We start from the raw sequence: 23770 nt of genomic DNA, 5'->3' as shown, positions 1-23770 counted from the left end.
TGTCCCGCATGACAGTGGCGGCGGCCCGATGAGGCCCGGGATGCCGGGCCCGGGGGCGCCGGGGACCAAGGCCAAGTCGTTCGGGCCGTCGTTGCGGCGGCTGGCCGTCCGGCTGGCTCCCGAAAGGCTCTATCTCGTCGTCATTTTCGTCCTCGCGGCGACCGCGGTGGTACTCAACACGCTGGGGCCGCAGATCCTCGGCCGGGCCACCAACCTGATCTTCGACGGTGTGATCGGCAAGCAGTTGCCGGCCGGTCTCACCAAGGATCAGGCGATCGCGGGGCTGCGCGACCAGGGCCAGAACCGGCTCGCCGACATGCTGCGCGGGATGGACGTGATCCCCGGTACGGGCATCGATTTCGGCGCGGTCGGCCGGGTGCTGATGCTGGTGCTGGCGCTCTACGTGGTGGCCTCGGTCTTCACCTGGTTGCAGGGTTTCCTGATCAACGAGGTGATCAACCGCACGGTGAAGCGGCTGCGCGCCGATATCGAGGACAAGATCCACCGGCTGCCGCTGAGCTACTTCGATTCCACGCCGCGCGGCGACGTGCTGTCCCGCGTCACCAACGACGTCGACAACATCTCGCAGAGCCTGCAGCAGACCATGAATCAGCTGGTCATCCAGGTGCTCTCGGTCATCGGCCTGCTGTCCATGATGTTCTGGATCTCGCCGACGCTGGCCCTGATCGCACTGGTCACGCTGCCGGCCGCGATCTGGGTGACGGCCCAGATCGCCAAGCGCTCCAAACCGCACTTCATCGACCAGTGGAAGTACACCGGCCTGGTGAACGCGCAGGTCGAGGAGGCGTTCACCGGCCACGAGGTGATCAGCGCCTTCGGTCGCATCCGGGAGGTCGGCCAGGAGTTCGATCAGCGCAACGAGAAGCTGTACCAGTCCAGCTTCCGCGCCCAGTTCATCTCCGGCCTGATCATGCCGACGATGACCCTGCTCGGAAATCTCAACTACGTGCTGATCGCCGTGGTCGGCGGCCTGAAGGTGGCCACCGGCAGCCTGTCGCTGGGTGAGGTGCAGGCGTTCATCATGTACTCGCGGCAGTTCAGCGCGCCGCTGATGCAGGTCGGCGCGATGATCAACCTGTTGCAGTCCGGCGTCGCCTCGGCCGAGCGGATCTTCGAGATCCTGGACGCCGAGGAGCAGCAGCCGGATCCCGCCGAGGAGGATCTGCGGCCGCTCGAGCACGGCCGGGTGGCCTTCGAGCACGTCGGTTTCGGTTACGAGCCCGACAATCCGATCATCGAGGATCTGTCGCTGGTCGCGGAGCCCGGTCATGTGGTGGCGATCGTCGGCCACACCGGCGCCGGCAAGACCACGCTGGTGAATCTGCTGGAGCGGTTCTACGAGATCGACTCCGGCGCCATCACCATCGACGGCGTGAACATCACCGACATCACCCGCGACCGGCTGCGGTCCCGGATCGGCATGGTGTTGCAGGACACCTGGCTGTTCGGCGGCACGATCCGGGACAACATCGCCTACGGCAATCCGAACGCCTCGGAGGAGGAGATCGTCGCCGCGGCCACGGCCGCATACGTGGACCGGTTCGTGCACGCGCTGCCGCACGGCTACGACACCGTCCTGGACGAGGAGGGTTCCGGGGTCAGCGCGGGCGAGAAACAGCTCATCACCATCGCCCGCGCCTTCCTGGCCAAGCCGTCGATCCTGATCCTCGACGAGGCCACCAGTTCGGTCGACACCCGCACCGAACTGCTGGTGCAGCACGCGATGGCCGAATTGCGCCGGGACCGAACCAGTTTCGTGATCGCGCACCGGCTGTCCACGATCCGCGACGCCGATCTGATCGTGGTGATGGACAAGGGCCGGATCGTCGAACAGGGTTCGCATCGCGAGTTGCTGACGGCCCGCGGGCCGTACCGCGAGCTGTACGACGCGCAGTTCTCGGGCGCGGCGGTCGGCGCGGAGGCGGTCGAAGCCCTGTGACCGACTTCGGTTTCGAGGTCGGCGCCCGGCTCGACGGGCGGCACGGCCGTACGGGTGTGCTCACCACCCCGCACGGCCGGATCGCCACCCCCGCCTTCGTACCGGTCGGCACCAAGGCGACGGTGAAGGCGGTACTGCCGGACACGATGCGGGAGATCGGCGCACAGGCGTTGCTGGCCAACGCCTATCACCTCTACCTGCAGCCGGGTCCGGACATCGTCGACGAGGCCGGGGGCCTGGGCCGGTTCATGAACTGGCCCGGCCCGACCTTCACCGACAGCGGTGGCTTCCAGGTGATGTCGCTGGGTGTCGGTTTCAAGAAGGTGCTCGCGATGGAGGCGGTCGGCGTGCCGCGCGACGACGTCGTCGCGAAGGGTAAGGAGCGCCTGGCCGTCGTGGACGACGACGGCGTCACTTTCCGCTCCCATCTGGACGGCTCGAAACACCGCTTCACACCGGAGGTTTCGATGCGCATCCAGCACGGGCTGGGCGCCGATGTGATGTTCGCCTTCGACGAGCTGACCACGCTGATGAATACCCGTGGCTACCAAGAGAAGTCGCTGCAGCGCACGCACGAGTGGGCGCAGCGCTGCCTGGACGAGCACGAGCGGCTGTCCGCCGAGCGCGCACATCGTCCCTATCAGGCGCTGTTCGCGGTCATCCAGGGAGCGCAGTACGAAGACCTGCGGCGCAAGGCATGTCGCGATCTGGAGGCGCTGCGCGGCCGCAGCGGAACGGAATTCGACGGTTCGGAATTCGACGGGTACGGCATCGGCGGCGCGCTGGAGAAGAGCAATCTGGGCACGATCGTCGGCTGGTGCTCCGACGAACTGCCCGAACACAAACCGCGGCATCTGCTGGGTATCAGCGAGCCGGAGGATTTCTTCGCCGCCGTCGAGAACGGCGCCGACACCTTCGACTGTGTGAACCCGTCCCGGGTCGCGCGCAATGCCGCGATCTATGTCGACGAGGGCCGATTCAACATCAACACCAGTCGATTCCGGCGCGATTTCACCCCTATCGACGAGACCTGCGATTGCTATACCTGCGCCAACTACACCCGCGCGTACATTCACCATCTCTTCAAAGCCAAGGAGATGCTGGCATCCACGTTGTGCACGATTCACAACGAGCGCTTCACGATTCGGCTCGTGGATCGGATCCGCGACAGTATCGATGCGGGCCGTTACGACGATTTCAAGGCCGAGGCGCTGGGTCGCTGGCAGGGACGTATCCGAACTCACTAGGTCCGGTGGCCGCCGGCCCTGGCCCTCAGAATTAACAGAGAGGTAATATTTCACGGTCCGCCGGAAGAATCGGCGGCGAGTGTCGAAGTTCCGCCCGGATGGCACCGGCGAGTGCGCACAGGCCGTCCACGGGTCGCCCCCGCCGCCGATAGCAAGGGCATTCCGGTGGGTTCTGGAGCTCTGGAGGGTCCGGGTGGCACAGCAAGTCCCGCGGGTACAGCGACTGTTCCCGCGCATCGTCGTGGGAGTGAGCGGTTCGCTCGGTAGTCTGGCCGCCCTGCACCGGGCCGTGGGCGAGGCGCGTCGCCGGCCCGAGGCCGAGGTGGTGGCGGTGCTGGCCTGGCAGCCGCCCGGCGGCGAGTACGCGCAGTCCCGATATCCCTGTCCGGAGCTGCTGGACGTGGCCCGCTCGGCGGCGCGCGGCCGGCTGCTGGCCGCGCTCGACGACGCCTTCGCCGGGATCGACCCCGGTGTGCCGTTGCGGGCCGAACTGATTCGCGGTGAACCGGTCGACGCGCTGCTCGCCTGCGCGGAACAGCCGGACGATCTGCTCGTGGTGGGTTCCGGCGGTGGCCGGTTGCGCCGCGGGCTGCGGCGGCCGGTGTCGGCGCGGCTGGTGCGGCGGGCCGTCTGCCCCGTGCTGGTGGTGCCGAAGCCGGAACTGCAACGCGAACTGGAACGCGTGGGGTCGCGGTGGCCGGCCTGGCTGCGATTCGGCCGGAATCCGGATCCGATCCTGCCGGACGCGACGGTCGGTACCGCCTGACCTCGGTTCACGATCCGGCACCGGGAACGGTGCCGGATCGCCGGTCCGGGGTCAGCTGAACAGCGCGGGCCGATCGAGCGGGGCGTAGCTCGGCTCGTGCTTCTTCAGATAGGCGATGCAGCGGTAGCTGATCGGCATGATGAACACCTCGCACATGGTCTTCCAGACGAAGCCCACGATGACGTAGTTGATGAACGAGCCCCAGGTGTTGATGCCGATCGCGGTGGCCGCGATCGAGCAGAACACGAGCGTGTCGCCGAACTCACCGGCCACGGTGGAGCCCAGCAGGCGGGCCCACAGATGCTTCTCCTTGGTGCGCTCCTTGATCAGCACGAGGGTCACCGAGTTGAGGAACTGCCCGATGACATATCCCGCGAAGCCGGCGGCGACCAGCTGCGGAGTGGTGCCGACCACGGTCCGGAAGGCGTCCTGATTGTCGTAGAAATCGGCCTTGGGCAGCCCGATCGCGATCCAGAAGCAGATCACCATCAGGCCGAGCATGCCGAAGCCGTAGTAGATGGTCCGGCGCGCGGCCTTGAAGCCGTACACCTCGCTGAGGATGTCGCCGATGACATAGGCCAGCGGGAACAGGAAGAAGGCGCCGTCGGTGGTGATCGGCAGGATATCGATGGGCCCCAGCGACACATGCTTGTCGCCGAAGAACTGCACGCCCTTGGTCGCGCAGATGTTGGAGATCATCAAGACGGTGGTGAACAGTGCCACGATCAGGGTGTATGCACTCCCCGAGACCTTCGCGAATGCTGCGTGTTCGGTCTCGGGGCGCCCAGATCCGTCGTTGTCCACCGGAGTTGCGGGTAGTTGTGTCTCACTCACGAGGTGTCGACGATACCTGCACGTCGGCGCTGTGGAATAGGCTGAGTCAATGACGAATCCCGGCGATTCCGACGAGTGGTGGAAGCAATACGGTGGCGAGGGGGTCTCCAGCGAGTCCGGAGGACGGTCCGAACCGCCGCCGCCCGCCCCGCCGGCGGGGTACTCCTCGGCCCCGCAGTACCCGCAGCAGCAGCCGCCGGCCACCCCGCCCCCGCAGCCGTATCCGGCCTATCCCGCGCCCCCGCCGTACCAGGCGCCGCCGCAGTACGGGCAGCAGCCGCCGGGGTACGGGCAGCCTCCGGCGTACGGGCCGTATCCGGGATATCAGCAACCGGCCCAGGGCAACAACGGCATGGCGATCGCCGCACTCGTGCTGTCGATCGTGGGACTGTTCTGCTGTCCTGCGGGGATCGCGGGGATCATCTGCGGTTTCACCGCGCTGAACCAGATCAAGGAGCGCGGCGGCCAGGGGCGCGGCATGGCCCTCGCCGGGATCATCATCTCGTCGATCGGCTTCGTCGTGACGCTGCTGATCGTCGTGATCGACGTCGCGACCAGTAACCGCTGACCGTACGGAACGACAAGGGGCGCATCCGAATTCGGATGCGCCCCAGATCTGCCGCCGGGCCGGGACTCAGCCCTTGACCACCACGGCGCCACCGGCGAACTTGTCGTGCCAGCCCTGGTGGTTCGGGTCCGAGGAGATCGTCATCGCGATCCGGATGACCAGCACCAGCGACGCGATGCTGCCGATGCAGGGAACGATTCCGGTGAGCAGGAACAGATTCCGCTTCAGCGACGAGCCCGCGTCGAGGTTGTTGCCGTCGGGACCGATCACGCGCAGACCCAGCGCCTTCTTACCCAGCGTCGCCCCGAGCTGGGTCTCCAGGCCGATGTAGTACAGCACGCCGAGCACGGAGATCAGGATCGGCAGCAGGAACCTGCTGACCAGACCTCCGCTGCCGATGGCCAGCAGCAGTACGAAACTGAGGATGTAGGACGGGATCGCGACGATGATGCCGTCGATGAGCCGGGCCGCGAACCGGATGCCCAGTTCGGCCGGATGGGCGCCCGGAGGCAGGTTCAGCGGCTGGCCGAACTGCTGCTGCGGGTAGGGCGCGTAGGGGGCCTGCTGCTGGCCGTACGGGTCCTGCGGCTGCTGTTGGCCGTAGGGCTGTTGCTGCTGCCCGTACGGTTGCTGCTGTTGGCCGTAGGGCTGCTGTTGGCCGTAGGGGTCCTGCGGCTGCTGCTGCCCGTACGCGTCCTGCCCATAGGGCTGCTGCTGCCCGTACGGCTGTTGCTGCTGTCCGTAGGGCTGCTGCCCGTACGGCTGGCCCGGTTGCTGTCCGCCCGGCGCGTACTGCGGCTGCCCGTAGGGCTGCTGCGGTTGGCCGTAGGGTTGCTGGCCGTAGCCGGACTGACCCGAATACTGCTGGCCGCCTTGCGGATACGGTTGCCCAAAGGACTGTCCGCCGGGAGGTTGGTTGGGATCGTACCCACCATTGGTCATATCAGGAATCCTCGATGCTGAATGGACGTGCTGGTATCGACTGGGTACGTTACGGATATCAACCGCGTCGCAACAAGCCGCTCGGTTCGAATATCCATGGTGAGCGCGACAACGTTTCCGGATCGAATGTCGTGAGCAACTCCGCCGCGGTCCCGGCCGTCGCATCGATCGAGCCCGTGAGCAGTGCCGTCACTTGCTCGGCGGTTTCGCCGGCGGCGAGCCGATCGGCGAGGGTGACCGCTCCGTCCCGTTTGGCCAATCGTGCGCCGTCCCGATTGAGAACCAGTGGCACATGGGCGTATCGGGGCACCTCGAATCCGAGCAGCGTGGCCAGATACGCCTGCCGCGGTGTGGCGGGCAGCAGGTCGTCGCCGCGGACGACTTGGTCGAAGCCCTGTTCCCCGTCGTCGACGACGACCGCCAGATTGTATGCGGGCGTACCGTCTCCGCGGCGCAACACGAAATCGTCCACGAGACCCCGGTAGTGCCCGTGTATTTCGTCGATCACATCGAATTCGGTGACCTCCGAACGCAATCGGAGCGCCGCCGGCCGTCCCTCGGCCCGGCGCGCGGCGCGTTCGGCCTCGTTCAGCTCGCGGCAGGTTCCGGGGTAGGCTCCCAGCGGTCCGTGCGGAGCGGTCACGGCCTGCTGAATTTCCTTTCGCGTGCAATAACATTCGTAGGTGAGTCCGGCCGCGGTCAGGCGCTCGAGGGCGGCGTGATGCCGCGGCAGCCGCTCCGATTGCCACACCACCGGGCCGTCCCAGTCCAGCCCGATCGCGGCGAGATCGGCGAGTTGCCGTGCGGCGACGTCGGATCGGGACCGGTCCCGATCCAGATCCTCCACGCGGATGCCGAATTCGCGTCCGGTGGAACGGGCGAACAGCCAGGCCAGCAGGGCGGTGCGCAGATTGCCGAGATGGAGATCGCCCGACGGGCTGGGGGCGAACCGCCCCGCGCCCGGGACCGGCACCCGCAGCGCCGGGCGCAGTCGCGAGTCCGCGGGCAGCCGGCCGGCCGCGAGCTCGGCCAGCAGCTCCCGCGCACGGCCGATCAGGCCGGCGGTATCGATGTCGTACGGCGCGGGTTCGGCGGCGGTCAGCCGGCCGACGGCCCGCTCGAGCAGTAACGTCGCCCCCTTGCGGTTACCCCGCTGGATATGGGTCAGGCCGACCGCGTACTGGGCCAGACCCTGCCACAGCATCTTCTCGGCAACCGGTCCGTTCTTCCACGCCGCCTCCAGGACCTCGTGCGCGTGGAACGCCGTACCGTCGTTCAGCAGCCGCTGCGCATAGTCCAAAGTTTGCCGAGAAGTTAGCTGGAGATCATCGGGGATGCGGGGCACCCCGGTACTACCCGGCGGTAACGGACGACCGAGCCGGTCGCGGGGCCGGGCATTCCGGGCGTGTCCGGCGTCGTCTCGGTCGCGTTCGGTCACCGGACCATTCTGCCCGGCGCCGCCCGCGCGTGAATATCCGGTACGAACCACTCGACCGTGCGCAGCCGGTAATTCCCACCGATCTGCAGCATTGATCTTGTAATTCATCAAGCAATTTGTCCGCAAACCATCAGACATCCGGATATGTCCGGATCCACGGCCGGTGAACGCGAAAACTGTCCCTGGCGCGACTGTGAAAACCTGCTAGTGTGCAACACGGCGGGCAACACCCCGCAAAGTGAACAGGCGGAGGTACGCGGCCGACGCGAGCGGCAGTTGTACACCACCACCCATGGCGTATCCCAGGATTCCGGTGCTCGGCAGGAGTCGGGGAACAAGATCGAATGATTAGCCAGGGTCAACTCGTATTCTCGATGTAGCGAAGGAGCTATAGCTGTGAAGGTCGACGTGACCGGTGCTGTGTGGCGAAAGAGTTCATACAGCGGTCCCGACGGAAACTGCGTGGAGGTCGCGTTTCTGGGCGACGACAATATCGCAGTCCGCGACACCAAAGACCATGGGCATGGTCCGATCCTGGCCTTCGCCCCCGGCGAGTGGGACACCTTCCTCGCCGAGGTGACGGGCGGGATGTTCGACCGGGCCTGAGCCCCGCGCCGAACCGTACGGAACCGGCCTCGGGCCGAACGGCTCGGGGCCGTGTGCGATATTCCGCGATTCAATCAATTGTTTCAGTCGGCGTACTCAATTTTCTCGGACGGGTCGCCCCCCGCCATTTCCTGAGCCTGCCGCAACACCGCGAGCCTGCGAGATTCCTGGGAATGCTCACCCGCGCGCAGCTGCTCGATTTCCGGCAGCGGATCGGCGCGGAAGAAGCTCCCGGCGCCCGGTTTACCGGAGAGTCCCAGTTCGTTCATCTTCTTCGGAACCGCCGCACCCTGGTACGCCAGCGGAATCGGATGGCCGTGTTCGTCGACCGGTCCCAGCGGCTGATGCAACTCGATGTATTCGCCGTCCGGCAACCGCCGGATGACCCCGGTTTCGATGCCGTGCGCCAGCACCGCCCGATCGGAACGTTGCAGGGCCAGGCACAACCGATAGGCGGCGAAATAGGCCACCGGCGGCACCACCAGCAATCCGATGCGGAAGATCCAGGTCGTCGCGTTCAGGGAAATGTCGAACTTCAGCGCGATGACGTCGTTGACGCAGGCCAGCGTCAGCACCGCGTAGAAGGCCAGCGACATCGCGCCGATCGCGGTGCGGACCGGCACATCGCGCGGCCGCTGCAGCAGATTGTGCGGCGCGCGGTCGTGGGTGAGCCGCTTCTCGATCCACGGATAGCCGATCAGCAGCCCGAACAGCAGCGGCATCAGGATCGCCACCGCGAACGATCCGGGCACCGTATGCCCGAACACGTAGATCTCCCAGGCCGGGAACAGCCGCAGGAATCCGTCGGTCCACATCAGATAGAAATCGGGCTGGGTGCCGGCCGACACCTGGGACGGGTTGTACGGACCCAGATTCCAGATCGGATTGATCTGCAACAGGCCGCCCATGAGCGCGAGTACGCCGAGGGTCATCATGAAGAACGCGCCCTGATCGAAGGCGAACACCGGCACGATGCGGGTGCCGACGACATTCTTCTCCGTCCGCGCGGGCCCCGGCAGCTGGGTGTGCTTCTGATACCAGACGAGGGCGACGTGCGCGGCCACCAGCGCCGCCATGATGCCGGGGAACAACAGTACGTGCGCGATATACAGCCGCGGGATGATGATCGTGCCCGGGAAGTCACCGCCGAACATCAGCCAGTGCAGCCAGGTGCCGACCACCGGGGTACCCAGTGTGATACCCGCGAATGCGGCCCGCAGCCCGGTGCCGGAGAGCAGATCGTCGGGTAATGAATAGCCGAAGAAGCCCTCGAACATCGCGATGATCAACAGCACCGAGCCGATCACCCAGTTCGCCTCGCGCGGTTTGCGGAAGGCGCCGGTGAAGAAGATCCGGCACAGGTGGACGACCATCGATGTCGCGAACAACAGTGCGGCCCAATGATGTACCTGCCGCACGAACAAACCGCCGCGCACCTCGAAGCTGATGTTCAGCGCCGTCTCGTAGGCCCGCGACATGGTGACGCCGCGTAACGGCTGATAGGCGCCCTGATAGACCACATCGGACATCGACGGGTCGAAGAACAGCGTGAGATAGATCCCGGACAGGATCAGAATGATGAAACTGTAGAGCGCGATCTCACCGAGCAGGAACGACCAATGCGTCGGAAAGACCTTGTTGATGGATCGTTTGGCGAAATTCGCCGCTCGGTAGCGCTGATCCGCGGAGTCCGCCTGTGCGGCGAGGACCTCTGATACTGCCATGGCAGTCACCCACTCGAGAGCGTGGAAATCTTCTACTACAGAGCGTAGCACTTCTCGTTTCGGCGATCGATGACTTTCGTGGACCGCGATAGCCAAGGCGAATCGCGGACCCGCGGCGCGGCGGCTATCGTCGGCGGCGTGCCCACGCTCGCCCCACCGGACGCGATCCGCTACTGGCTGTCGCGGCGCGCCTGCAACGATCTGTTCCTGCTGTACTGCTTCGACGAACCCGGCTGCCCGCCGGAGGCCCTGCGCGCGACTCTCCACGCCCGCTGCGCGGCCGTCGCCGATCTGCGAATCCGGCTGCGCGAGTACCGCTTCGCCTATCCACGCTGGGTGCCGTGCGAGATCACCGCCGCACGGTTCACCGAACACCGTCCGCCGCAATCGGAGTGGGCCACGGTCGTCGCCGCACTCGGCGACCTCCTCGCCGACGGGGTCCGAGCCGACCGGCAGCCCTGGCGACTGCACCTGTTCCGCGAGGTGACCGGAGCGCCGGGTGGCGACGGCCCGGCACTGGTCGTGATCCTGCAACTCTCCCACGCCCTCGCCGACGGCCGCCGCGCCGCCGAGATCGCCCGCGCGGTATTCGGTCCGGAGCCGATCCGGGCCCGGGTGCGGCACGCGACGGACCTCGGCGGCCCGTCGCCACGGCGGATGCCCGCTGCGATCGCCGCAGGGGGCCGCACGCTCGCCACGTGGACCATCGAGGCGCGGGCACTGGCGGCACTACCGGTCGCCATGGTGCGCACCGTCGTTCGCGGGACAGCCGCCGAACGGGCCCGCCGGGAATTGGCGGAGCGGACGGCGCGCGGCGAAATCCCCCGGCCGGGAGGCCAATTCGCGCCGACGGTACTGAACCGCCCACCCGCACCGATCCGGCACGAGGTGCGGATGCTGGTACGCGACGACCTGCGCGTACCCGGCCGCACGGTGACCGCACTGGTGCTCGCCGCCATCGCGGAGGCCCTGCCGGCCCATCTCGCCGAACGTGGTGCGCCACCTTCGGATCGCGCCGAGCCGGTATCCGTTGCGCGACCTGTGGATCCTGCCGAGCCGGTACCCGCGGTGCCACCCACCGAACTCGCCGCGCAGGTATCCGTCGCACTACCCACATCGAACCGATTGCGGCGCAACAATTATCGCGACGTGGCAGTCGAATTGCCTTGCGACGAACCCGATCCGCATCGGCGCACCGATCTGATCGCCACCACGCTGGCCGCTCGCCGGGTGCGGGCCGCCCATCCGCTGCTGGACGCCCCCGACCGGGTGACCGCCGTCCTCCCCGCCCCGGTGCTGCGCCGCGACATAGCCGCATTCCCACTCGACACGGTCCCGGCGACGCTGTCCGCGCACACCGTCGTCTCCAGCGTCCACCGCGGCCCGGCCGACCTGACCTGTGCGGGCGCGGCGGTCCGGTTCACCGCGGGCTTCCCGGCCCTCGGCGCGGTCATGCATCTGACGCACGGCGTGCACGGGCTCGGGGATACCGTCACGGTGTCGGTGCACGCCGATCCGGACGTGTTGCCCGACCTCGGCGACTATGCCGCGGCGCTGGACGCCGCCCTCACCCGGGTGGTCGCGCACGCCGTCGCGCCGCGGTGACCCATACCACAGTTGAACCGGCCGGTAGCCTGCGGTCCCGCGTAGGGTGGGCCCATGCCTGACACTCTGGCTACACCCCCCGTGGCAACGGTGCCGAAAGACAGAACGGTTACATCCATGGCGCCCACCCCCAGCACCTCGTTCCCCGGCCTGCGTCCGGACCACTTCGACCGCGAAGGTTACGACCAGCTCGTCGACGTCCGGGACCTGCGGGCGACCCTGCCCGGCATCCGCCGCCTGCGGACCTGGGCCCACGAGGCCCTCGCCGCCGCGGCCGGTGAGAGCGCCGTCGACGTCGGCTCCGGAACCGGTTCGGAGGTGCTGGCATTCGCGGACGCGGTCGGCCCGACCGGCGCCGCGATCGGCGTGGAACCGGACCCGGACCTGCGCCTGGCCGCGGAACGCCGTGCGGCACAAGCGGGTTCGTCCGCGCGATTCGTCTCCGGCGACGCCTACGGCCTGCCCTTCGCTTCGGACTCCGTCGATGTCGCCCTGTGCGAGCGCGTCTTCCAGCATCTGACCGCCCCGGCCCGCGCCACCGCAGAGATCGCGCGCGTGCTGCGGCCCGGCGGTCGCGTGGTGCTGATGGACAGCGACTGGGGCACCGCGATCGTGCACCCGGGCGACCGGCACGTCGTGCACGAGGTGGTCGAGACCCTGATCGCGAGCACCACCCAGCCGTTCTCCGGCCGCCGGTTGTCCGGCCTGCTCACCCAGGCGGGCCTGGTCATCGACGAGGTGGCCTCGCATGCGCTGGTACAGGATCCGAGTGCGGGGGCCGGTGCGCTGGTCGGCCGCATCTCCGCGATGGCGGTCGCGCGCGGCGCGATCACCGAACCGCAGCGCGAGCGGCTGCTGACCGATCTGGCGATGGGCGCCCGCACCGGCGACATCCACCTGTCGGTCACCGTGTTCGCGGTACTCGCCCACAAACCGGCGTAGTCCGGACCGACGAGAGACGGCCCGCCGGCGCTCCATCGGAGTGCCGGCGGGCCGTTCGGGTCTCAGTCGGTGATGTGCTTCTCGGTGGCCGCGAGCAGTACGCAGGTGGCCAGCCCGTCCATCGCCGTCTCCAGATCCGTCAGCGACGGGAAGCTGGGGGCGATGCGAATGTTCTTGTCCTCGGGATCCTTCCCGTAGGGGAAGGCCGAACCGGCGGCGGTCAGCGCGATACCGGCCTCCTTCGCCAGCGCGATGGTGCGCGCGGCGGTGCCCTCCAGGACGTCGAGGCTGATGAAGTAGCCACCCTTGGGCTCGGTCCAGGACGCGACCTTCGACGGTCCCAGCCGCTCCTCCAGGATGCGCAGCACCAGAGCGAATTTCGGCTCGAGCAGGGCGCGGTGCTTCTGCATGTGCGCGCGCACGCCGTCGGCATCCTTGAAGAACCGCACGTGGCGCAGCTGGTTGATCTTGTCCGGGCCGATGCTCTGCACACCCGCGTGCTTGAGATACCAGCTCAGGTTGGCGCTCGAACCGCCGAGGAAGCTCACGCCGGAGCCCGCGAACGTGATCTTCGAGGTGGAGGCGAAGACGAAGGGGCGGTTCGGATTACCCGCGGCGGCGGCCAGGCCGAGCACGTCCAGCACCGGATCGGCGAGGTCGGTCAGCGGGTGCACGGCGTAGGCGTTGTCCCAGAACAGGCGGAAGTCCGGTGCGGCGGTCGGCATCGAAACCAGCTCGCGGGCAACCTCTTCCGAGAGCGTGACGCCGGTCGGGTTGGCGTAGTTCGGCACCACCCACAGACCCTTGATCTGCGGATCCTCGGCCACCAGCGCCGCGATGGCAGGCATGTCCGGGCCGTCGTGCCCGATGGCGACCGGGATCATCTCGATCCCCAGCGCCTGGCTCAGCGCGAAGTGCCGGTCGTAACCGGGGGCGGGGCAGAGCATCTTGACGACGGGCTCGTCGACCCACCGGCGGGCCGAATCGGCGGTGCCGTACAGCAGCGAGAACGCCAGCAGGTCGTGCATGAGCGAGAGGCTGGAGTTGTTGCCCGCCAGCAGATTCGCCACCGGAATGCCGAGCAGTTCGCCGAAGATGGCCCGCAGCTCCGGAAGTCCTTGCTGCCCACCGTAATTGCGGCAGTCGGTGCCGGTGGCGTCGCGGTAGTCACCGGAGCCCGGCAGCGAGAGTAAGTCGGCGGACAGATCCAGCTGTTCGGGTGCGGGCTTACCCCGGGTGAGGTCCAGCGTCAGCTTCTCGGTCTGGAGCTTCGCGTAGTTCGCGGTCTGCGTCTCGTGTTCGGACACGAGTTCCGCATGGCTCATCAAACCGATCTGCGTCTGCCGGGGCATCGTGGGTAGCCTTTCCAACGGCGATGTGGTCGTGACCGGCCTCCGTCGCCGGTCCAGCGGACCACGTTACTCGCCGGTCCGGGCGCTGGCGACGGTTGTGTCGCGGCCGTTCGCGGCCTGGCAGGATGCCGCACAACCGGCGCGGCGGGAAGATTAGGGGACCCCGCGCACCCGGCAGAGCCCGTTGACCCTTGCTGCCTTCCGGCCCTGGGGGAGTTCACAGGATGCTCGCCGCGCGGGATCCGTTCGCCAGTGTAGCAGCGCCCCGGCGGTGCTCTGCGCACGGTCGATCCCGGCCCACGAGCGGGAGGTCGACTCCGAGACGTACGTCCTCGTACTGGTTACGATCGCTGCGAAGTTCGCCGCGAAAATCCGCGCTTCGAGAGGTTCGTCGCGGATCACCGCGTTTCGACCGGGGAGGAACCGAGCAAGTGACACGCAGCAATCCGCCGCAGGACGGGAGTCCCGGCGACGGGCATCCCAACGAGACCGTGCAGTGGTGGTCGACCCCGCCGGCCGACAGTGCCCCGGTCACCGGCACCGATCCGACCGTGCTCGGCGGATTCCCGAGTCCCCCACCGGCGTATCCGAGTGCGCCACAGCCCTATCCCCAGCCCGGCTACGATCCCCAGGCCACGGTCCTGGGGGCCGGCTATCCACCGCAGCAGTCGCCCTACCCGTCGCAGCAATACGGCACGGTCCCACCCTCATCACAGCAGTTCGGCACGGTTCCCCCGCCGCCGCAATACGGCGCGATGCCGCAATACGGCACCCCCGGCCCCATGCCCCAGTACGGCGCCATGCCGCCGAAGAAGAGCAACAACGGCGTGGTCATCGCCGTGATCATCGTCATCGTCCTGCTGATCGCGGGCGGTGTCGTCGGCCTCGTCGCGCTCACCCACAAATCCGGCGGCTCGGCCCTCGGCGGCGCCTCCGGCAGCAAGCACGACGGCAACTACACCATCAGCAAGGCCGGTAGCAACGCCTGCAGCGTCGTGGACCCGACCGTACTGCAGAAATGGGCCCCCACCGCCGGCACCTCCGAACACACCGAACGCCAGCCCACCAGCTACGACGGCGGCTCCCTGAACTGCTCGGCGCGCTACAGCGGCGCCGGGAAATACGGCAGCAACGACGCCACCCTGAGCGCCGGCGCCACCTTCGCCAGCGACTACGGCCCGCCGCAGTACAACTCCTGGCACGATTCGGACACCCGCACCACCGGCTCCGGCCGCTCCTCCGGCGCCCTCAGCGGCATCGGCCAGCAGGCCTACTTCGCCTCCGAACAGACCAACTACTCGTCCTTCGTGGTGCTCGACTACACCTGCGCCGCCCTGGACTCCAACCTGTCGGCCAAGGTGGAGCTGCGCGTCCACTCCGACCCGGGCACCCTCAACACCACCACGGTCGCGAACACCTGCACCGACCAGCTGAAGAAGGTCTTCGCCACCCTCCACAAGTAATCCCACCCCCGCCGACCGGCCCGTTTGCCGATAACCGGGGGGCAACCGGTATATTGCTCGACGGAGGATTCGCCTAGTGGCCTATGGCGCTCGCCTGGAACGCGGGTTGGGTTAACGCCCTCAGGGGTTCAAATCCCCTATCCTCCGCCGAAGCCGGCCCGGGACTGCACTCGCAGCCCCGGGCCGAGCCGTTTCCGCGGGCACTCGTGTTGTTCAACTCCCCAGGTCGGCGTGCCCCTGCGCCAGGAACGGGCCGATCAGGTTGTCCTGTTTCTTCAGGACGGCGGCGATGACCGTGGACAGGGTGGCGGCGTCCTGGGTCCAGGCGGTGGGGTCGTCGGCGCCGGGGGCGTCGGGGGTGAGGTATCGCTGGGCGAAATCGTCCCAGCGCCTGCCGAATTCCGCGAACGAGGTCGAGATTCGGGTTATCGGGCCGATCATCGCGTCGCTGCCGATCATCAGCAGGAGGGCGGAGGAGGCGTAGAACTGCACGGATCGGTCGCTGTAGGACTGGTAGCGGGTGGTGATGGTTTCGCGGGGGAGGGCCGTGCGGAGATTGCTCTGGAGGGTGCTGAGTTCTTTCAGCATTTCGAAATACGCTGTCAGATAAGCGTTGTAGATATTCTCGCGGTCGGGGTGGGCCGCCCGGGTGGCGGTGTGGTGTTCCGCGCGGAGGGTGTGGTCGACGCCGAGGGAGATCGCCGAGCCGGCGGCGACGATGCAGGAGATGATCGCGATCAGTACGGCGGTCACCAGCGCGTAGCGCGGGAGGGCGCCGGGCGGGGGGAACGTATCTTCCCGGATTCGGGGCGGTTCCGGAACGGGGTGTGCGACGGCCATGGTGTTCTCCAACCGGTGCGTGTCCGATAGGTCGGTGAACGTTGTTCATGAAGCGGTCGGGATGTTCTGGTCACCGTACAATCCGGGGCCGGTCCGGTGTGGCAGGTGGCGTCCGGCGCGGCGGGCGGGGATGAGATGATCGGTGCATGGTGAGCCGCATGCTGTGCCTCGCGCAGGAGCCGGAGGCCGACAAGCTGTTGTCGACGAACGATTTCGCGTTGTTGACGGGGATGCTGCTGGATCAGCAGTTCCCGATGGAACATGCCTTCCGGGGGCCGCAGAAGATCGCGGAGCGGATGGACGGATTCGATCTGCGGCGGATCGCGGAGGCGGATCCCGAGGGTTTCGAGGAATTGGGGGCCACGCCGCCGGCCATTCACCGATACGGGCGGTCGATGGCGCGACGGGTGCAGGAATTGGCCCGGTATGTCGTGGACAACTACGACGGGGTGGTGTCGAGGTTGTGGACCGACGGGGATCCCGACGGTAAAGAGGTGTTGCGGCGGCTGCGGGCGCTGCCCGGATTCGGGGATCAGAAGGCGCGAATCTTCTTGGCGCTGTTGGGTAAACAGCGCGGTGTGCAGCCCGCGGGGTGGCGCGAGGTGGCGGGGGCCTACGGCGACGAGGGGTCCACCCGATCGGTGGCCGACGTGGTCGACGCCGAATCGCTCGCGCAGGTGCGGGCGTTCAAGAAGCAGGCGAAGGCCGCCGCCAAGAAGTAAGGACTACTCGGCGGCGGGGGCGATGCGGTCGGCGACCTCGGCCTGCCAGTCGCGGCGCAGCGTCATGTAGCGCTTGCCGTATTCCAGCACCATGCGGCCGTAATGGGACAGATTGTCGTCGCCCCAGTTGATGTTGTTCTGGTCGTCGGTCTCCAGCTTCTCCAGCTGCGTGTTCAGATAGTCGACGCCGCGCAGCAGGTAGTTCCGGGCCTGTTCCGGTTCCACCTGGCCGAGGAAGAACATGCGCAGTAACGTCTCGTCGCGCACCGGCCGCCGTGGCGGGACCTCGACGAGCCAGTGCCGCAACTCCTCCCGGCCGGCCTCGGTGATCCGATACTCCTTCCGGCCGCGGGCCCCCTCGGCCGCGACCTCGATGAGGCCGTCGGCGGTGAGTTTGCCCAGCTCCGTGTACAGCTGGCTCTGGGTGGCCGGCCAGACGCCGGCCAGGGATACATCGAAGACCTTCATCAGGTCGTAGCCGCTGGCATGCTCGAGTTCGGCCAGCAGGCCCAGGACACCGTGTCGCAAACTCATACCCCGAACTTAACAGATCAGAGCTGACATATCACTATTGACATGTCTGTCGGTGGTCTTCTACCGTCGACCTGTCAAACATGGAACGTCGGGCCGCAGGGCTCGAGCGCTGAGAGGCACGACAATGCTGAAGTACTACGCCCGGACCTTCCTCCCCTGGATCCTGCTGGCGGTCGTCAGCAGCTTCGACGAGCGCGCCGGGGCGCTGTCCGGCCTGGCCGCGGCGGTGGTACTGCTGATCGATGATCGCCGCAAGGGAACCCCCTGGGACGCCATGATTCTCGACGTCTCCAGCACGCTCTACATGGTCGTGCTCAGCGTGCTCACGCTGGTGACGCCGCATCTGGCCGTACTGCACTACGGCACCTCGCTGGCCATCGGCTGGCTGGCGATCACGGCCTGGCTGGGACTGGCCGTCGGGCAGCCGTTCACCATCGGCATCGCCCGGCGCTCGGTCAACGAATTCGTCGCGAGCACGGCCGTCTTCCGGCGGATCAACATCGTGATCACGACGGTGTGGGCACTGTGCTTCACCGCCGATGCGGTGGTGCTGGCCGTCCTCCAGCACTGGGCCCCGCACAACGTGCCGGTGCTGGTGGTCTGCAAGGTCGGATTCTTCACGATCGCAACGATCTTCACGGCCCGGTACCCGAAGGTCGTGCAGCGGCGGCTCGGGGTCGACCCGGCGAATCTGCCGACGGCCGCTCCGGTGGAGTGAATCACCCTTCACGGCAACGGCATTCGGCCGCCGGTCCGCACACTGCGGATCGGCGGCCGAATGCCGTTGTGGCCGTGACTAACTGCTGGAGGCGGTCACCGCGGTGGCGAAGGGGGTCGACACCGGTCCCGCCGGACGCTGCGTCGGATGCTTCCACAGGCCCTTGCGCCGCAGGATCGGCAGCACGCCCTCACCGAACCAGTACGCCTCCTCCACATGCGGATACCCGGAGAGGATGAAGTGCTTGATGCCCAGCCGCGAGTACTCGATCAGCCGCTCGGCGACCTCCGCGTGCGAACCGACCAGCGCGGTGCCGGCCCCGCCGCGAACGAGACCCACACCCGCCCAAAGATTCGGCGCAATCTCCAACCGTTCGGTCGAGCTGTACCCTTCGGGCTTCCTCCCGGGGCCTTCCGTGGTGACGCTCGCTGCCGCCTCCAAGCCCGTCGCTCGGAAGCCGGCGTGCAGCTCCAGCATCCGCCGCTGCCCCTCCGACTCACTCTGCGCCAGATTCGCCTGCACCCGTTCGATATCCGCGGGGTCGACCGCCTGCAACAGCCGATCCGCCTCCGCCCAGGCCTGTTCCGAGGTGTCGCGGGAGATCACGTGGATGCGCAGCCCGTAGTCGAGCACCCGGCCGTTGTCGACGGCCAGCCCGCGAATCCACTCCAGCTTCTTGCTCACCGCGAACAGCGGTTCGCCCCAGGTGAGATAGGCGTCGGCGTACCGGGCCGCGACCGGGCCCGCCGGGCCGGAGGAGCCGCCGAAGAAGATCGGCGGCAGCGGATCGGGCCGGTTGTTCAGCAGCGCGTTCTCGACCTGGATGTGCTTGCCCCGGAACGAGATCGGATCGTGCGACCGCCAGAGTTCGCGCACCACGTGCAGGAATTCGCCGGTGCGCTCGTAACGCTGCTCCTTGGACAGGAAGTCGCCGTAGGCGCGCTGCTCGTGCGGCTCGCCGCCGGTCACCACGTTCAGCAGCAGCCGGCCGCGGGAATGCCGCTGGAAAGTGCCCGCCATCTGCGCGGCGAGCACCGGACTGATGATGCCGGGCCGGAAGGCCACCAGGAACTTCAGCGTCTCGGTGGTCTCCACCAGCATCGCGGTGGACAGCCACGCGTCCTCGCACCAGGCGCCGGTCGGCGTCAGCACACCCTCGAAGCCGTTCTCCTCGGCGGCGCCGGCGACCTGGTTGAGATAGCGCAGCGACGCGGGCCGGTCACCGGCCATCGAGGTGCCGTGACCACCCGCCATCAGGTTGCGGGAGTCACCGTAGGTGGGCAGGAACCAGTGGAAGGACAGGCTCATCCGGATACTCCTTTCAGGACTTCGGGAACAGGTCGTTGAAGCGGGTGTCGATGAAATCGGTGATGCGCACCTTGTGCGGGATCAGCGCGGCGTCCGAGAACGCATCGGCCACTTGTTGTTCCGCGGCGATGGTGGGGTCGTCGATCGGATGATCCTGGAAGGTCAGGCGTTTGACCGCGGCCGTGGCGATGTCCAGCGACAGGCCGGAGGTCTGCGAGAAGGTCTGTGCCCAGGCCGCGGTGTTGGCGACGGCCCAGGTGTGGGCCCGGGAGATGCGCTGGATCAGATCGCGCAGCGCGGCCGTCTTGGCCTTGTCGCCCAGCGCTTTCGTGCCGGCGACGTAGAAGGAGTCGCCGGAGATGTAACCGTCGCCGTCCACCAGGATCCGCGCGCCGATCTGCTGCTCCGCCTGCGCGGTGTACGGGTCCCAAATGGCCCAGGCGTCCACCTTGCCGGTGGACAGTGCCGCGAGCGCGTCGGCGGGCTGGAGGTACTGCGCCTGAATGTCGTTGAACGACAGGTTGTTCTTGGTCAGCACGCTGAGCAGATGGTGGTGCGCCGAACTGCCCTTGGCGACGGCGATCTTCTTGCCGCGCAGCTCGGTCAGGCTGTGGATGGGCGAATCCTTCGGCACCACGATCGCCTGCCCGTGCTTACCCGCCTGATAGGCGGTGACGATCTTGATATCCGAATTCGCCGCGGCCGCGAACACCGGCGGGGCGTTGCCCACCCCGCCGAAATCGACGGCGCCGGAATTGATCGCCTCCAGCATCGGCGGTCCGGAGGTGTATTGCGACCAGGAGATGTGGTACGGCGTGTTCTTCAATTCGCCGGCGGCGTCCAGCAGGGCCTGCAGCCCGGTGCCCTTCTGGTCGCCCAGGTTCAGGGTCACCTTGGTGAGGTCGACGGCGCCGTCCGAGCCGACCGCGGCGTCCTTCGCATCGTTCGAGGAACAGCCGGTCGCCACGATGGCGGTGAGTGCCAGGGCGGCGAACAAGCGGCGGGTGATCATGCGTTTCCTTCTTCGGATTCTTCTCGGACGGCGTCTTCATCTGTGGCAACGCCGAGTTCGCGGAGCAGTTCTCCGCGCAGTGTGGTGAAGCGTGGGTGGTCGCGCCGGCGCGGGCGGGGCAGGTCGACGCGGATCTCGCGCGCGAGCCGGCCGTCGGCCAGTACCAGGGCGCGGTCGGCCAGCAGCAGCGCCTCGTCGACGTCGTGGGTGACCAGCAGGACGCCGGGCCGGTGCTTGGCCCACAGTTCGAGCACCAGCGTGTGAATCGTGATGCGGGTCAGCGCATCCAGCGCGCTGAACGGCTCGTCGAGCAGCAGCAGGTCCGGATCGCGCACCAGGGCGCGGGCCAGTGCGGCGCGCTGGGCCTCGCCGCCGGAGAGCGTCAGCGGCCAGGCGTCGGCGTGATCGGACAGGCCGACCTCGGCCAGTGCCGCATCGGCGGCGGCCTTCGGATCGCGACCACGCAGACCCAGAGTCAGGTTGGCGCGCACCCGCTTCCACGGCACCAGTCGCGGCTCCTGGAAGGCGACGGCCACATCGCCGCCGACGGTCAGTTCGCCGCCGTGCTCGTGGTCCAGTCCGGCCAGGGCGCGCAGCAGCGTCGATTTACCGCTGCCGCTGCGTCCGAGCAGTGCCACGAATTCGCCGCGCTCGATCCGCAGATCGATCCCGTCCAGCACGGTGCGGTCGCCGAACGCCTTGGTGAGCCCGGCCACGCGGGCCACGACCGGATCGGCCGCGGCGGTATCGGCCGGGCGAAAATCGCTGTCCGCCTTCAGTTCCCCAGCAAACCGCGTCGCCATACCAGCGCCTTCCTTTCGATCAGCCGGACGATCGCGTCCGTGAGCAGTCCGAGCAGGCTGTAGACGAGCAGGCCGACGACGATGATGTCGGTGCGCAGGAATTCCCGGGCATCGTTGATCATGAAGCCCACGCCCGCATCGGCATTCACCTGTTCGGCGACGATCAGCGCCAGCCAGGCGATACCGAGCGACTGCCGCAACCCGACCAGGGCCTGCGGCAGGGCGCCGGGCAGCACGATGTGCCGGATCAGGCCGGCCCGCGACAACTGCTGCACCCGGGCCACTTCGGCCAATTTCCCGTCCACGCTGCGGATTCCGGCGAAGGTGTTGAGGTACAACGGAATCGCCGCACCGAACGCGACGAGCACGATCTTGGGCAGCTCGCCGATGCCGAACCACAGGATCAGCAGCGGGATCAGCCCGTAGAACGGCAGCGTGCGCAGCATCTGCATCGGCGGGTCGACGAGGTATTCGCCGAACAGGCTCAGGCCCGCCACCACCGCCAGCGCGACGCCGATCACCGCCCCGATGAGGAAGCCGATCAGTGCCCGCTGCAGGGAGACGGTGATCGCGTGCGGCAGCGTGCCGGCGCGGATCAGGTCGACCGCGGTGGTCACCACGGTGGACGGGGAGGCCAGCAGTTTCGGCGGCAGGACCCCGGTGGAGCTGAGCAGCTGCCAGAGCACGATGAGTACCACCGGGCTGATCAGCCGGACCCAGGACCCTGGGGATCGGTGCGATCGCGGCCTGGACGGCGCCGACCGCAGCGCGAGAGTGGACACCGTGAGAACCTCGTGCTCTGCGAAGAGGGGTGGACGGAGCCGGGCGGTCGGCATCCGTAATCGATGCTGGCAGTGGATGTCCAGCCGGTCACCGATTGAAATCTGCGTGGTTGGAACCCTCCCGCCCCGATTTCCGCGGCGGCGCGGACCGCGGCGATGCGATCCCGCCGATTCAAACCCTCGTCGCGGCCGGCGGGACGTGCTGTAGTGGATGGCGCGCCGGCTGCTCGGATGCCGCGTCCGGTGGCCGAGCGTGACCACCGGCACCACGGGAGCCCTGATGAGTTCTGCACACCGCTGTCGACCTGGGACGCGAAACCGATGACCGTGGTGGCCGAGCGCATCACCTCCGCCGCCCAGGCGCGGGCGACCGCCGCGGCGCTGGCGGACGAGTTCGCGGTGGAAGCCGCCCTGCGGGATCGGGAGCGCCGGTTGCCGGTCGCGGAGATCGAGCGGCTCGCCGCGTCGGGTCTGCTGGCGATCACCGTACCGGCCGCCTACGGCGGCGCCGATCTGCCGCCGAGCGAATTGGCCGAGGTGACAAGGCTTCTCGCGGTCGCCGATCCGAATATCGCGCAGATTCCGCACAGCCACTTCGTCTACGTGAACCTGGTGCGGCTGGCCGGGTCGGACTCCCAACGGGAGCACTACTTCTCGCGGCTGCTGGCGGGCGCCCGGATCGCGAATGCCCAGTCCGAACGCGGCGGCGCCACCGTCGCCGAGGTGGCGACCACGCTCCGGCCCGAGGACGACGGCCGGTTCCGCATCGACGGGGTCAAGTACTACTGCACCGGTTCGCTGTTCGCCGATCTGCTGGCGGTGCTGGTCCGGCTCGACGATCCGGCGGGCCGCGGCGGGCTGGAACCGGGCGAGTACATCGCCTATCTGCCCGCCGACGCACCCGGGGTCCGGATCGTCGACGACTGGAACGGGCTGGGGCAGCGCACCACCGGCAGCGGCACGGTCGCCTTCGACGCGGTGATCGTGAATCGTGATCAGTTGATCGCGCGCTCGGCCGCGGTGCGCGCGCCGACCGGATACGGGGCGTTCGCGCAATTGCTGCACGCGGCCATCGATGCCGGCATCGCGCGCGGGGCGCTCTCGGCCGCAGCGGAATTCGTCCGCACCCGCAGCCGCCCCTGGTTCGAGGCACAGGTGGCGCGCGCCGCCGACGATCCACTGGTGATCCAGCGCTTCGGCGAACTGGCCGTGGCCGTCGCGACCGCCGAGGCCACGCTGGTCGCCGCGGGCCTGGCGGTGGACGCCGCCACCCGCGCCGATGCCGTGGACGCCGCCACCCGCGCCGACGCGCCGGCCGCCGCCACGACCGCCGATGCGGTGGCCGCCGCCTCGCTGGCCGTCGCGACCGCGAAGATCACCGCCGACCGGGCCGCCACCGAGGTGTCCTCGGCGCTGTTCGAGGTGAGCGGAACCCGCAGCGCCGCAGCCGATCTCGATCTCGACCACTTCTGGCGCAACGCGCGTACCCATACCCTGCACGACCCGGTGCGCTGGAAGTACCAGCATCTCGGCCGTGCCGTACTGCACGGCACCCCGCCGCCGTTGCACGGGGTCATCTGACGAATTCGACCGAGCGAGAGGAC

General features: G+C 67.9%; 22 protein-coding genes, 1 tRNA gene, 1 other RNA gene and 1 pseudogene. 12 read left to right on the top strand and 13 right to left on the bottom strand.

The window, feature by feature from the left end:
* Window positions 1-40 precede the first annotated feature (40 nt).
* From G361_RS0135240 to G361_RS45895, 3 genes are all read left to right on the top strand, one after another.
* Entirely contained in the window at window positions 41-1960 is a 1920-nt protein-coding gene (locus G361_RS0135240; protein ID WP_019931854.1) for an ABC transporter ATP-binding protein, read from the top strand.
* Window positions 1957-3207 carry a tRNA guanosine(34) transglycosylase Tgt gene (gene tgt, locus G361_RS0135235; protein ID WP_019931853.1) on the top strand — a complete coding sequence of 417 codons (1251 nt, stop codon included), beginning with the start codon at window positions 1957-1959 and terminating at the stop codon, window positions 3205-3207. The genes G361_RS0135240 and tgt overlap by 4 nt, the downstream gene beginning before the upstream one ends.
* Window positions 3208-3400: 193 nt before the next feature.
* Window positions 3401-3973 (top strand): universal stress protein, encoded by a 573-nt coding sequence (locus G361_RS45895; protein ID WP_019931852.1) that lies wholly within the window; start codon window positions 3401-3403, stop codon window positions 3971-3973.
* A 51-nt stretch (window positions 3974-4024) separates the two neighbouring features.
* Here G361_RS45895 and G361_RS0135225 read toward each other — a convergent pair whose 3' ends face one another.
* Complete coding sequence (locus G361_RS0135225) at window positions 4025-4777, bottom strand: queuosine precursor transporter (protein ID WP_019931851.1); 753 nt, start codon at window positions 4775-4777, stop codon at window positions 4025-4027.
* A 79-nt stretch (window positions 4778-4856) separates the two neighbouring features.
* Here G361_RS0135225 and G361_RS0135220 point away from each other — a divergent pair, with 79 nt between their 5' ends.
* Entirely contained in the window at window positions 4857-5375 is a 519-nt protein-coding gene (locus G361_RS0135220; protein ID WP_019931850.1) for a DUF4190 domain-containing protein, read from the top strand.
* Window positions 5376-5441: 66 nt separating this feature from the next.
* Here the strand turns inward: G361_RS0135220 and G361_RS0135215 are convergent, their stop codons facing one another.
* From G361_RS0135215 to G361_RS51285, 3 genes and pseudogenes are all read right to left on the bottom strand, one after another.
* Window positions 5442-6317, bottom strand: a complete 876-nt coding sequence (locus G361_RS0135215; protein WP_019931849.1) for an RDD family protein — start codon at window positions 6315-6317, stop codon at window positions 5442-5444.
* A 58-nt stretch (window positions 6318-6375) separates the two neighbouring features.
* Window positions 6376-7290 (bottom strand): tRNA glutamyl-Q(34) synthetase GluQRS, encoded by a 915-nt coding sequence (gluQRS, locus tag G361_RS0135210; RefSeq protein WP_026343887.1) that lies wholly within the window; start codon window positions 7288-7290, stop codon window positions 6376-6378.
* Window positions 7291-7458: 168 nt separating this feature from the next.
* Window positions 7459-7863, bottom strand: a pseudogene (locus G361_RS51285) (DUF309 domain-containing protein); the annotation flags it as partial.
* Window positions 7864-8151: 288 nt separating this feature from the next.
* Between G361_RS51285 and G361_RS0135200 the strand changes: the two are divergent.
* Window positions 8152-8361 (top strand): DUF397 domain-containing protein, encoded by a 210-nt coding sequence (locus G361_RS0135200; protein WP_019931846.1) that lies wholly within the window; start codon window positions 8152-8154, stop codon window positions 8359-8361.
* Between the two features lie 83 nt (window positions 8362-8444).
* On the opposite strand, the gene G361_RS0135195 is transcribed toward G361_RS0135200, so the two are convergent.
* Window positions 8445-10085 (bottom strand): cytochrome bc complex cytochrome b subunit, encoded by a 1641-nt coding sequence (locus tag G361_RS0135195; RefSeq protein ID WP_019931845.1) that lies wholly within the window; start codon window positions 10083-10085, stop codon window positions 8445-8447.
* A gap of 138 nt (window positions 10086-10223) precedes the next feature.
* Between G361_RS0135195 and G361_RS0135190 the strand changes: the two genes are divergently transcribed.
* Window positions 10224-11690 (top strand): WS/DGAT domain-containing protein, encoded by a 1467-nt coding sequence (locus G361_RS0135190; protein ID WP_026343886.1) that lies wholly within the window; start codon window positions 10224-10226, stop codon window positions 11688-11690.
* Window positions 11691-11807: 117 nt separating this feature from the next.
* Window positions 11808-12632 carry a methyltransferase domain-containing protein gene (locus tag G361_RS0135185; RefSeq protein WP_019931843.1) on the top strand — a complete coding sequence of 275 codons (825 nt, stop codon included), beginning with the start codon at window positions 11808-11810 and terminating at the stop codon, window positions 12630-12632.
* 62 nt (window positions 12633-12694) lie between these two features.
* Here the strand turns inward: G361_RS0135185 and G361_RS0135180 are convergent, their stop codons facing one another.
* Entirely contained in the window at window positions 12695-13984 is a 1290-nt protein-coding gene (locus G361_RS0135180) for an aminotransferase class I/II-fold pyridoxal phosphate-dependent enzyme (protein ID WP_019931842.1), read from the bottom strand.
* Between the two features lie 152 nt (window positions 13985-14136).
* An RNA gene (ffs, locus tag G361_RS47900) (signal recognition particle sRNA small type) lies at window positions 14137-14231 on the bottom strand.
* Between the two features lie 184 nt (window positions 14232-14415).
* Here ffs and G361_RS0135175 point away from each other — a divergent pair.
* Together G361_RS0135175 and G361_RS0135170 are read left to right on the top strand one after the other, a co-directional pair.
* On the top strand, window positions 14416-15447 hold the full coding sequence (locus G361_RS0135175) for a hypothetical protein (RefSeq protein WP_019931841.1): 1032 nt from the start codon (window positions 14416-14418) through the stop codon (window positions 15445-15447).
* A 62-nt stretch (window positions 15448-15509) separates the two neighbouring features.
* Window positions 15510-15594, top strand: a tRNA-Ser gene (locus G361_RS0135170).
* 66 nt (window positions 15595-15660) lie between these two features.
* On the opposite strand, the gene G361_RS0135165 is transcribed toward G361_RS0135170, so the two are convergent.
* On the bottom strand, window positions 15661-16287 hold the full coding sequence (locus tag G361_RS0135165; protein WP_155981952.1) for a hypothetical protein: 627 nt from the start codon (window positions 16285-16287) through the stop codon (window positions 15661-15663).
* A 146-nt stretch (window positions 16288-16433) separates the two neighbouring features.
* Between G361_RS0135165 and G361_RS0135160 the strand changes: the two genes are divergently transcribed.
* Window positions 16434-17009: an HhH-GPD-type base excision DNA repair protein gene (locus G361_RS0135160; protein ID WP_019931839.1), complete on the top strand. Its 576-nt coding sequence runs from the start codon at window positions 16434-16436 to the stop codon at window positions 17007-17009.
* Window positions 17010-17012: 3 nt separating this feature from the next.
* Here the strand turns inward: G361_RS0135160 and G361_RS0135155 are convergent, their stop codons facing one another.
* Complete coding sequence (locus tag G361_RS0135155; protein WP_019931838.1) at window positions 17013-17543, bottom strand: PadR family transcriptional regulator; 531 nt, start codon at window positions 17541-17543, stop codon at window positions 17013-17015.
* Between the two features lie 124 nt (window positions 17544-17667).
* Here G361_RS0135155 and G361_RS0135150 point away from each other — a divergent pair, with 124 nt between their 5' ends.
* Complete coding sequence (locus tag G361_RS0135150; RefSeq protein ID WP_019931837.1) at window positions 17668-18261, top strand: hypothetical protein; 594 nt, start codon at window positions 17668-17670, stop codon at window positions 18259-18261.
* Between the two features lie 78 nt (window positions 18262-18339).
* Here the strand turns inward: G361_RS0135150 and G361_RS0135145 are convergent, their stop codons facing one another.
* The 4 genes from G361_RS0135145 to G361_RS0135130 are packed head-to-tail and all read right to left on the bottom strand — an operon-like array spanning window position 18340 to window position 22082.
* Complete coding sequence (locus tag G361_RS0135145) at window positions 18340-19569, bottom strand: LLM class flavin-dependent oxidoreductase (RefSeq protein ID WP_019931836.1); 1230 nt, start codon at window positions 19567-19569, stop codon at window positions 18340-18342.
* A 13-nt stretch (window positions 19570-19582) separates the two neighbouring features.
* On the bottom strand, window positions 19583-20581 hold the full coding sequence (locus tag G361_RS0135140) for an ABC transporter substrate-binding protein (protein ID WP_019931835.1): 999 nt from the start codon (window positions 20579-20581) through the stop codon (window positions 19583-19585).
* Entirely contained in the window at window positions 20578-21384 is an 807-nt protein-coding gene (locus tag G361_RS0135135; RefSeq protein WP_019931834.1) for an ABC transporter ATP-binding protein, read from the bottom strand. Before G361_RS0135135 ends, G361_RS0135140 begins: the two co-directional genes overlap by 4 nt.
* The gene (locus G361_RS0135130) at window positions 21357-22082 is read right to left on the bottom strand and encodes an ABC transporter permease subunit (RefSeq protein WP_019931833.1); all 726 of its coding nucleotides are present in this window, start codon (window positions 22080-22082) and stop codon (window positions 21357-21359) included. The genes G361_RS0135135 and G361_RS0135130 overlap by 28 nt, the downstream gene beginning before the upstream one ends.
* Window positions 22083-22487: 405 nt before the next feature.
* Here G361_RS0135130 and G361_RS0135125 point away from each other — a divergent pair, with 405 nt between their 5' ends.
* Entirely contained in the window at window positions 22488-23747 is a 1260-nt protein-coding gene (locus G361_RS0135125) for an SfnB family sulfur acquisition oxidoreductase (protein ID WP_019931832.1), read from the top strand.
* Window positions 23748-23770 lie beyond the last annotated feature (23 nt).

Origin of the sequence: Nocardia sp. BMG111209 (genome assembly GCF_000381925.1) — a bacterium.
Classification (GTDB): Bacteria; Actinomycetota; Actinomycetes; order Mycobacteriales; family Mycobacteriaceae; genus Nocardia.
Note: the sequence above shows the minus strand (reverse complement) of the source record. Positions and strands in the feature narration are given on the sequence as shown.

Bases quoted from the DNA above. Each gene is read 5' to 3' on its own strand.
- G361_RS0135165 (WP_155981952.1), bottom strand. From the start codon at position 16,287: ATGGCCGTCGCACACCCCGTTCCGGAACCGCCCCGAATCCGGGAAGAT.
- G361_RS0135140 (WP_019931835.1), bottom strand. From the start codon at position 20,581: ATGATCACCCGCCGCTTGTTCGCCGCCCTGGCACTCACCGCCATCGTG.
- G361_RS0135160 (WP_019931839.1), top strand. From the start codon at position 16,434: ATGGTGAGCCGCATGCTGTGCCTCGCGCAGGAGCCGGAGGCCGACAAG.
- G361_RS0135180 (WP_019931842.1), bottom strand. From the start codon at position 13,984: ATGCCCCGGCAGACGCAGATCGGTTTGATGAGCCATGCGGAACTCGTG.
- G361_RS0135185 (WP_019931843.1), top strand. From the start codon at position 11,808: ATGGCGCCCACCCCCAGCACCTCGTTCCCCGGCCTGCGTCCGGACCAC.
- G361_RS0135135 (WP_019931834.1), bottom strand. From the start codon at position 21,384: ATGGCGACGCGGTTTGCTGGGGAACTGAAGGCGGACAGCGATTTTCGC.
- G361_RS0135155 (WP_019931838.1), bottom strand. From the start codon at position 17,543: ATGAGTTTGCGACACGGTGTCCTGGGCCTGCTGGCCGAACTCGAGCAT.
- G361_RS0135240 (WP_019931854.1), top strand. From the start codon at position 41: ATGCCGGGCCCGGGGGCGCCGGGGACCAAGGCCAAGTCGTTCGGGCCG.
- G361_RS0135220 (WP_019931850.1), top strand. From the start codon at position 4,857: ATGACGAATCCCGGCGATTCCGACGAGTGGTGGAAGCAATACGGTGGC.
- G361_RS0135145 (WP_019931836.1), bottom strand. From the start codon at position 19,569: ATGAGCCTGTCCTTCCACTGGTTCCTGCCCACCTACGGTGACTCCCGC.
- G361_RS0135125 (WP_019931832.1), top strand. From the start codon at position 22,488: ATGACCGTGGTGGCCGAGCGCATCACCTCCGCCGCCCAGGCGCGGGCG.
- G361_RS0135215 (WP_019931849.1), bottom strand. From the start codon at position 6,317: ATGACCAATGGTGGGTACGATCCCAACCAACCTCCCGGCGGACAGTCC.
- G361_RS0135195 (WP_019931845.1), bottom strand. From the start codon at position 10,085: ATGGCAGTATCAGAGGTCCTCGCCGCACAGGCGGACTCCGCGGATCAG.
- G361_RS0135150 (WP_019931837.1), top strand. From the start codon at position 17,668: ATGCTGAAGTACTACGCCCGGACCTTCCTCCCCTGGATCCTGCTGGCG.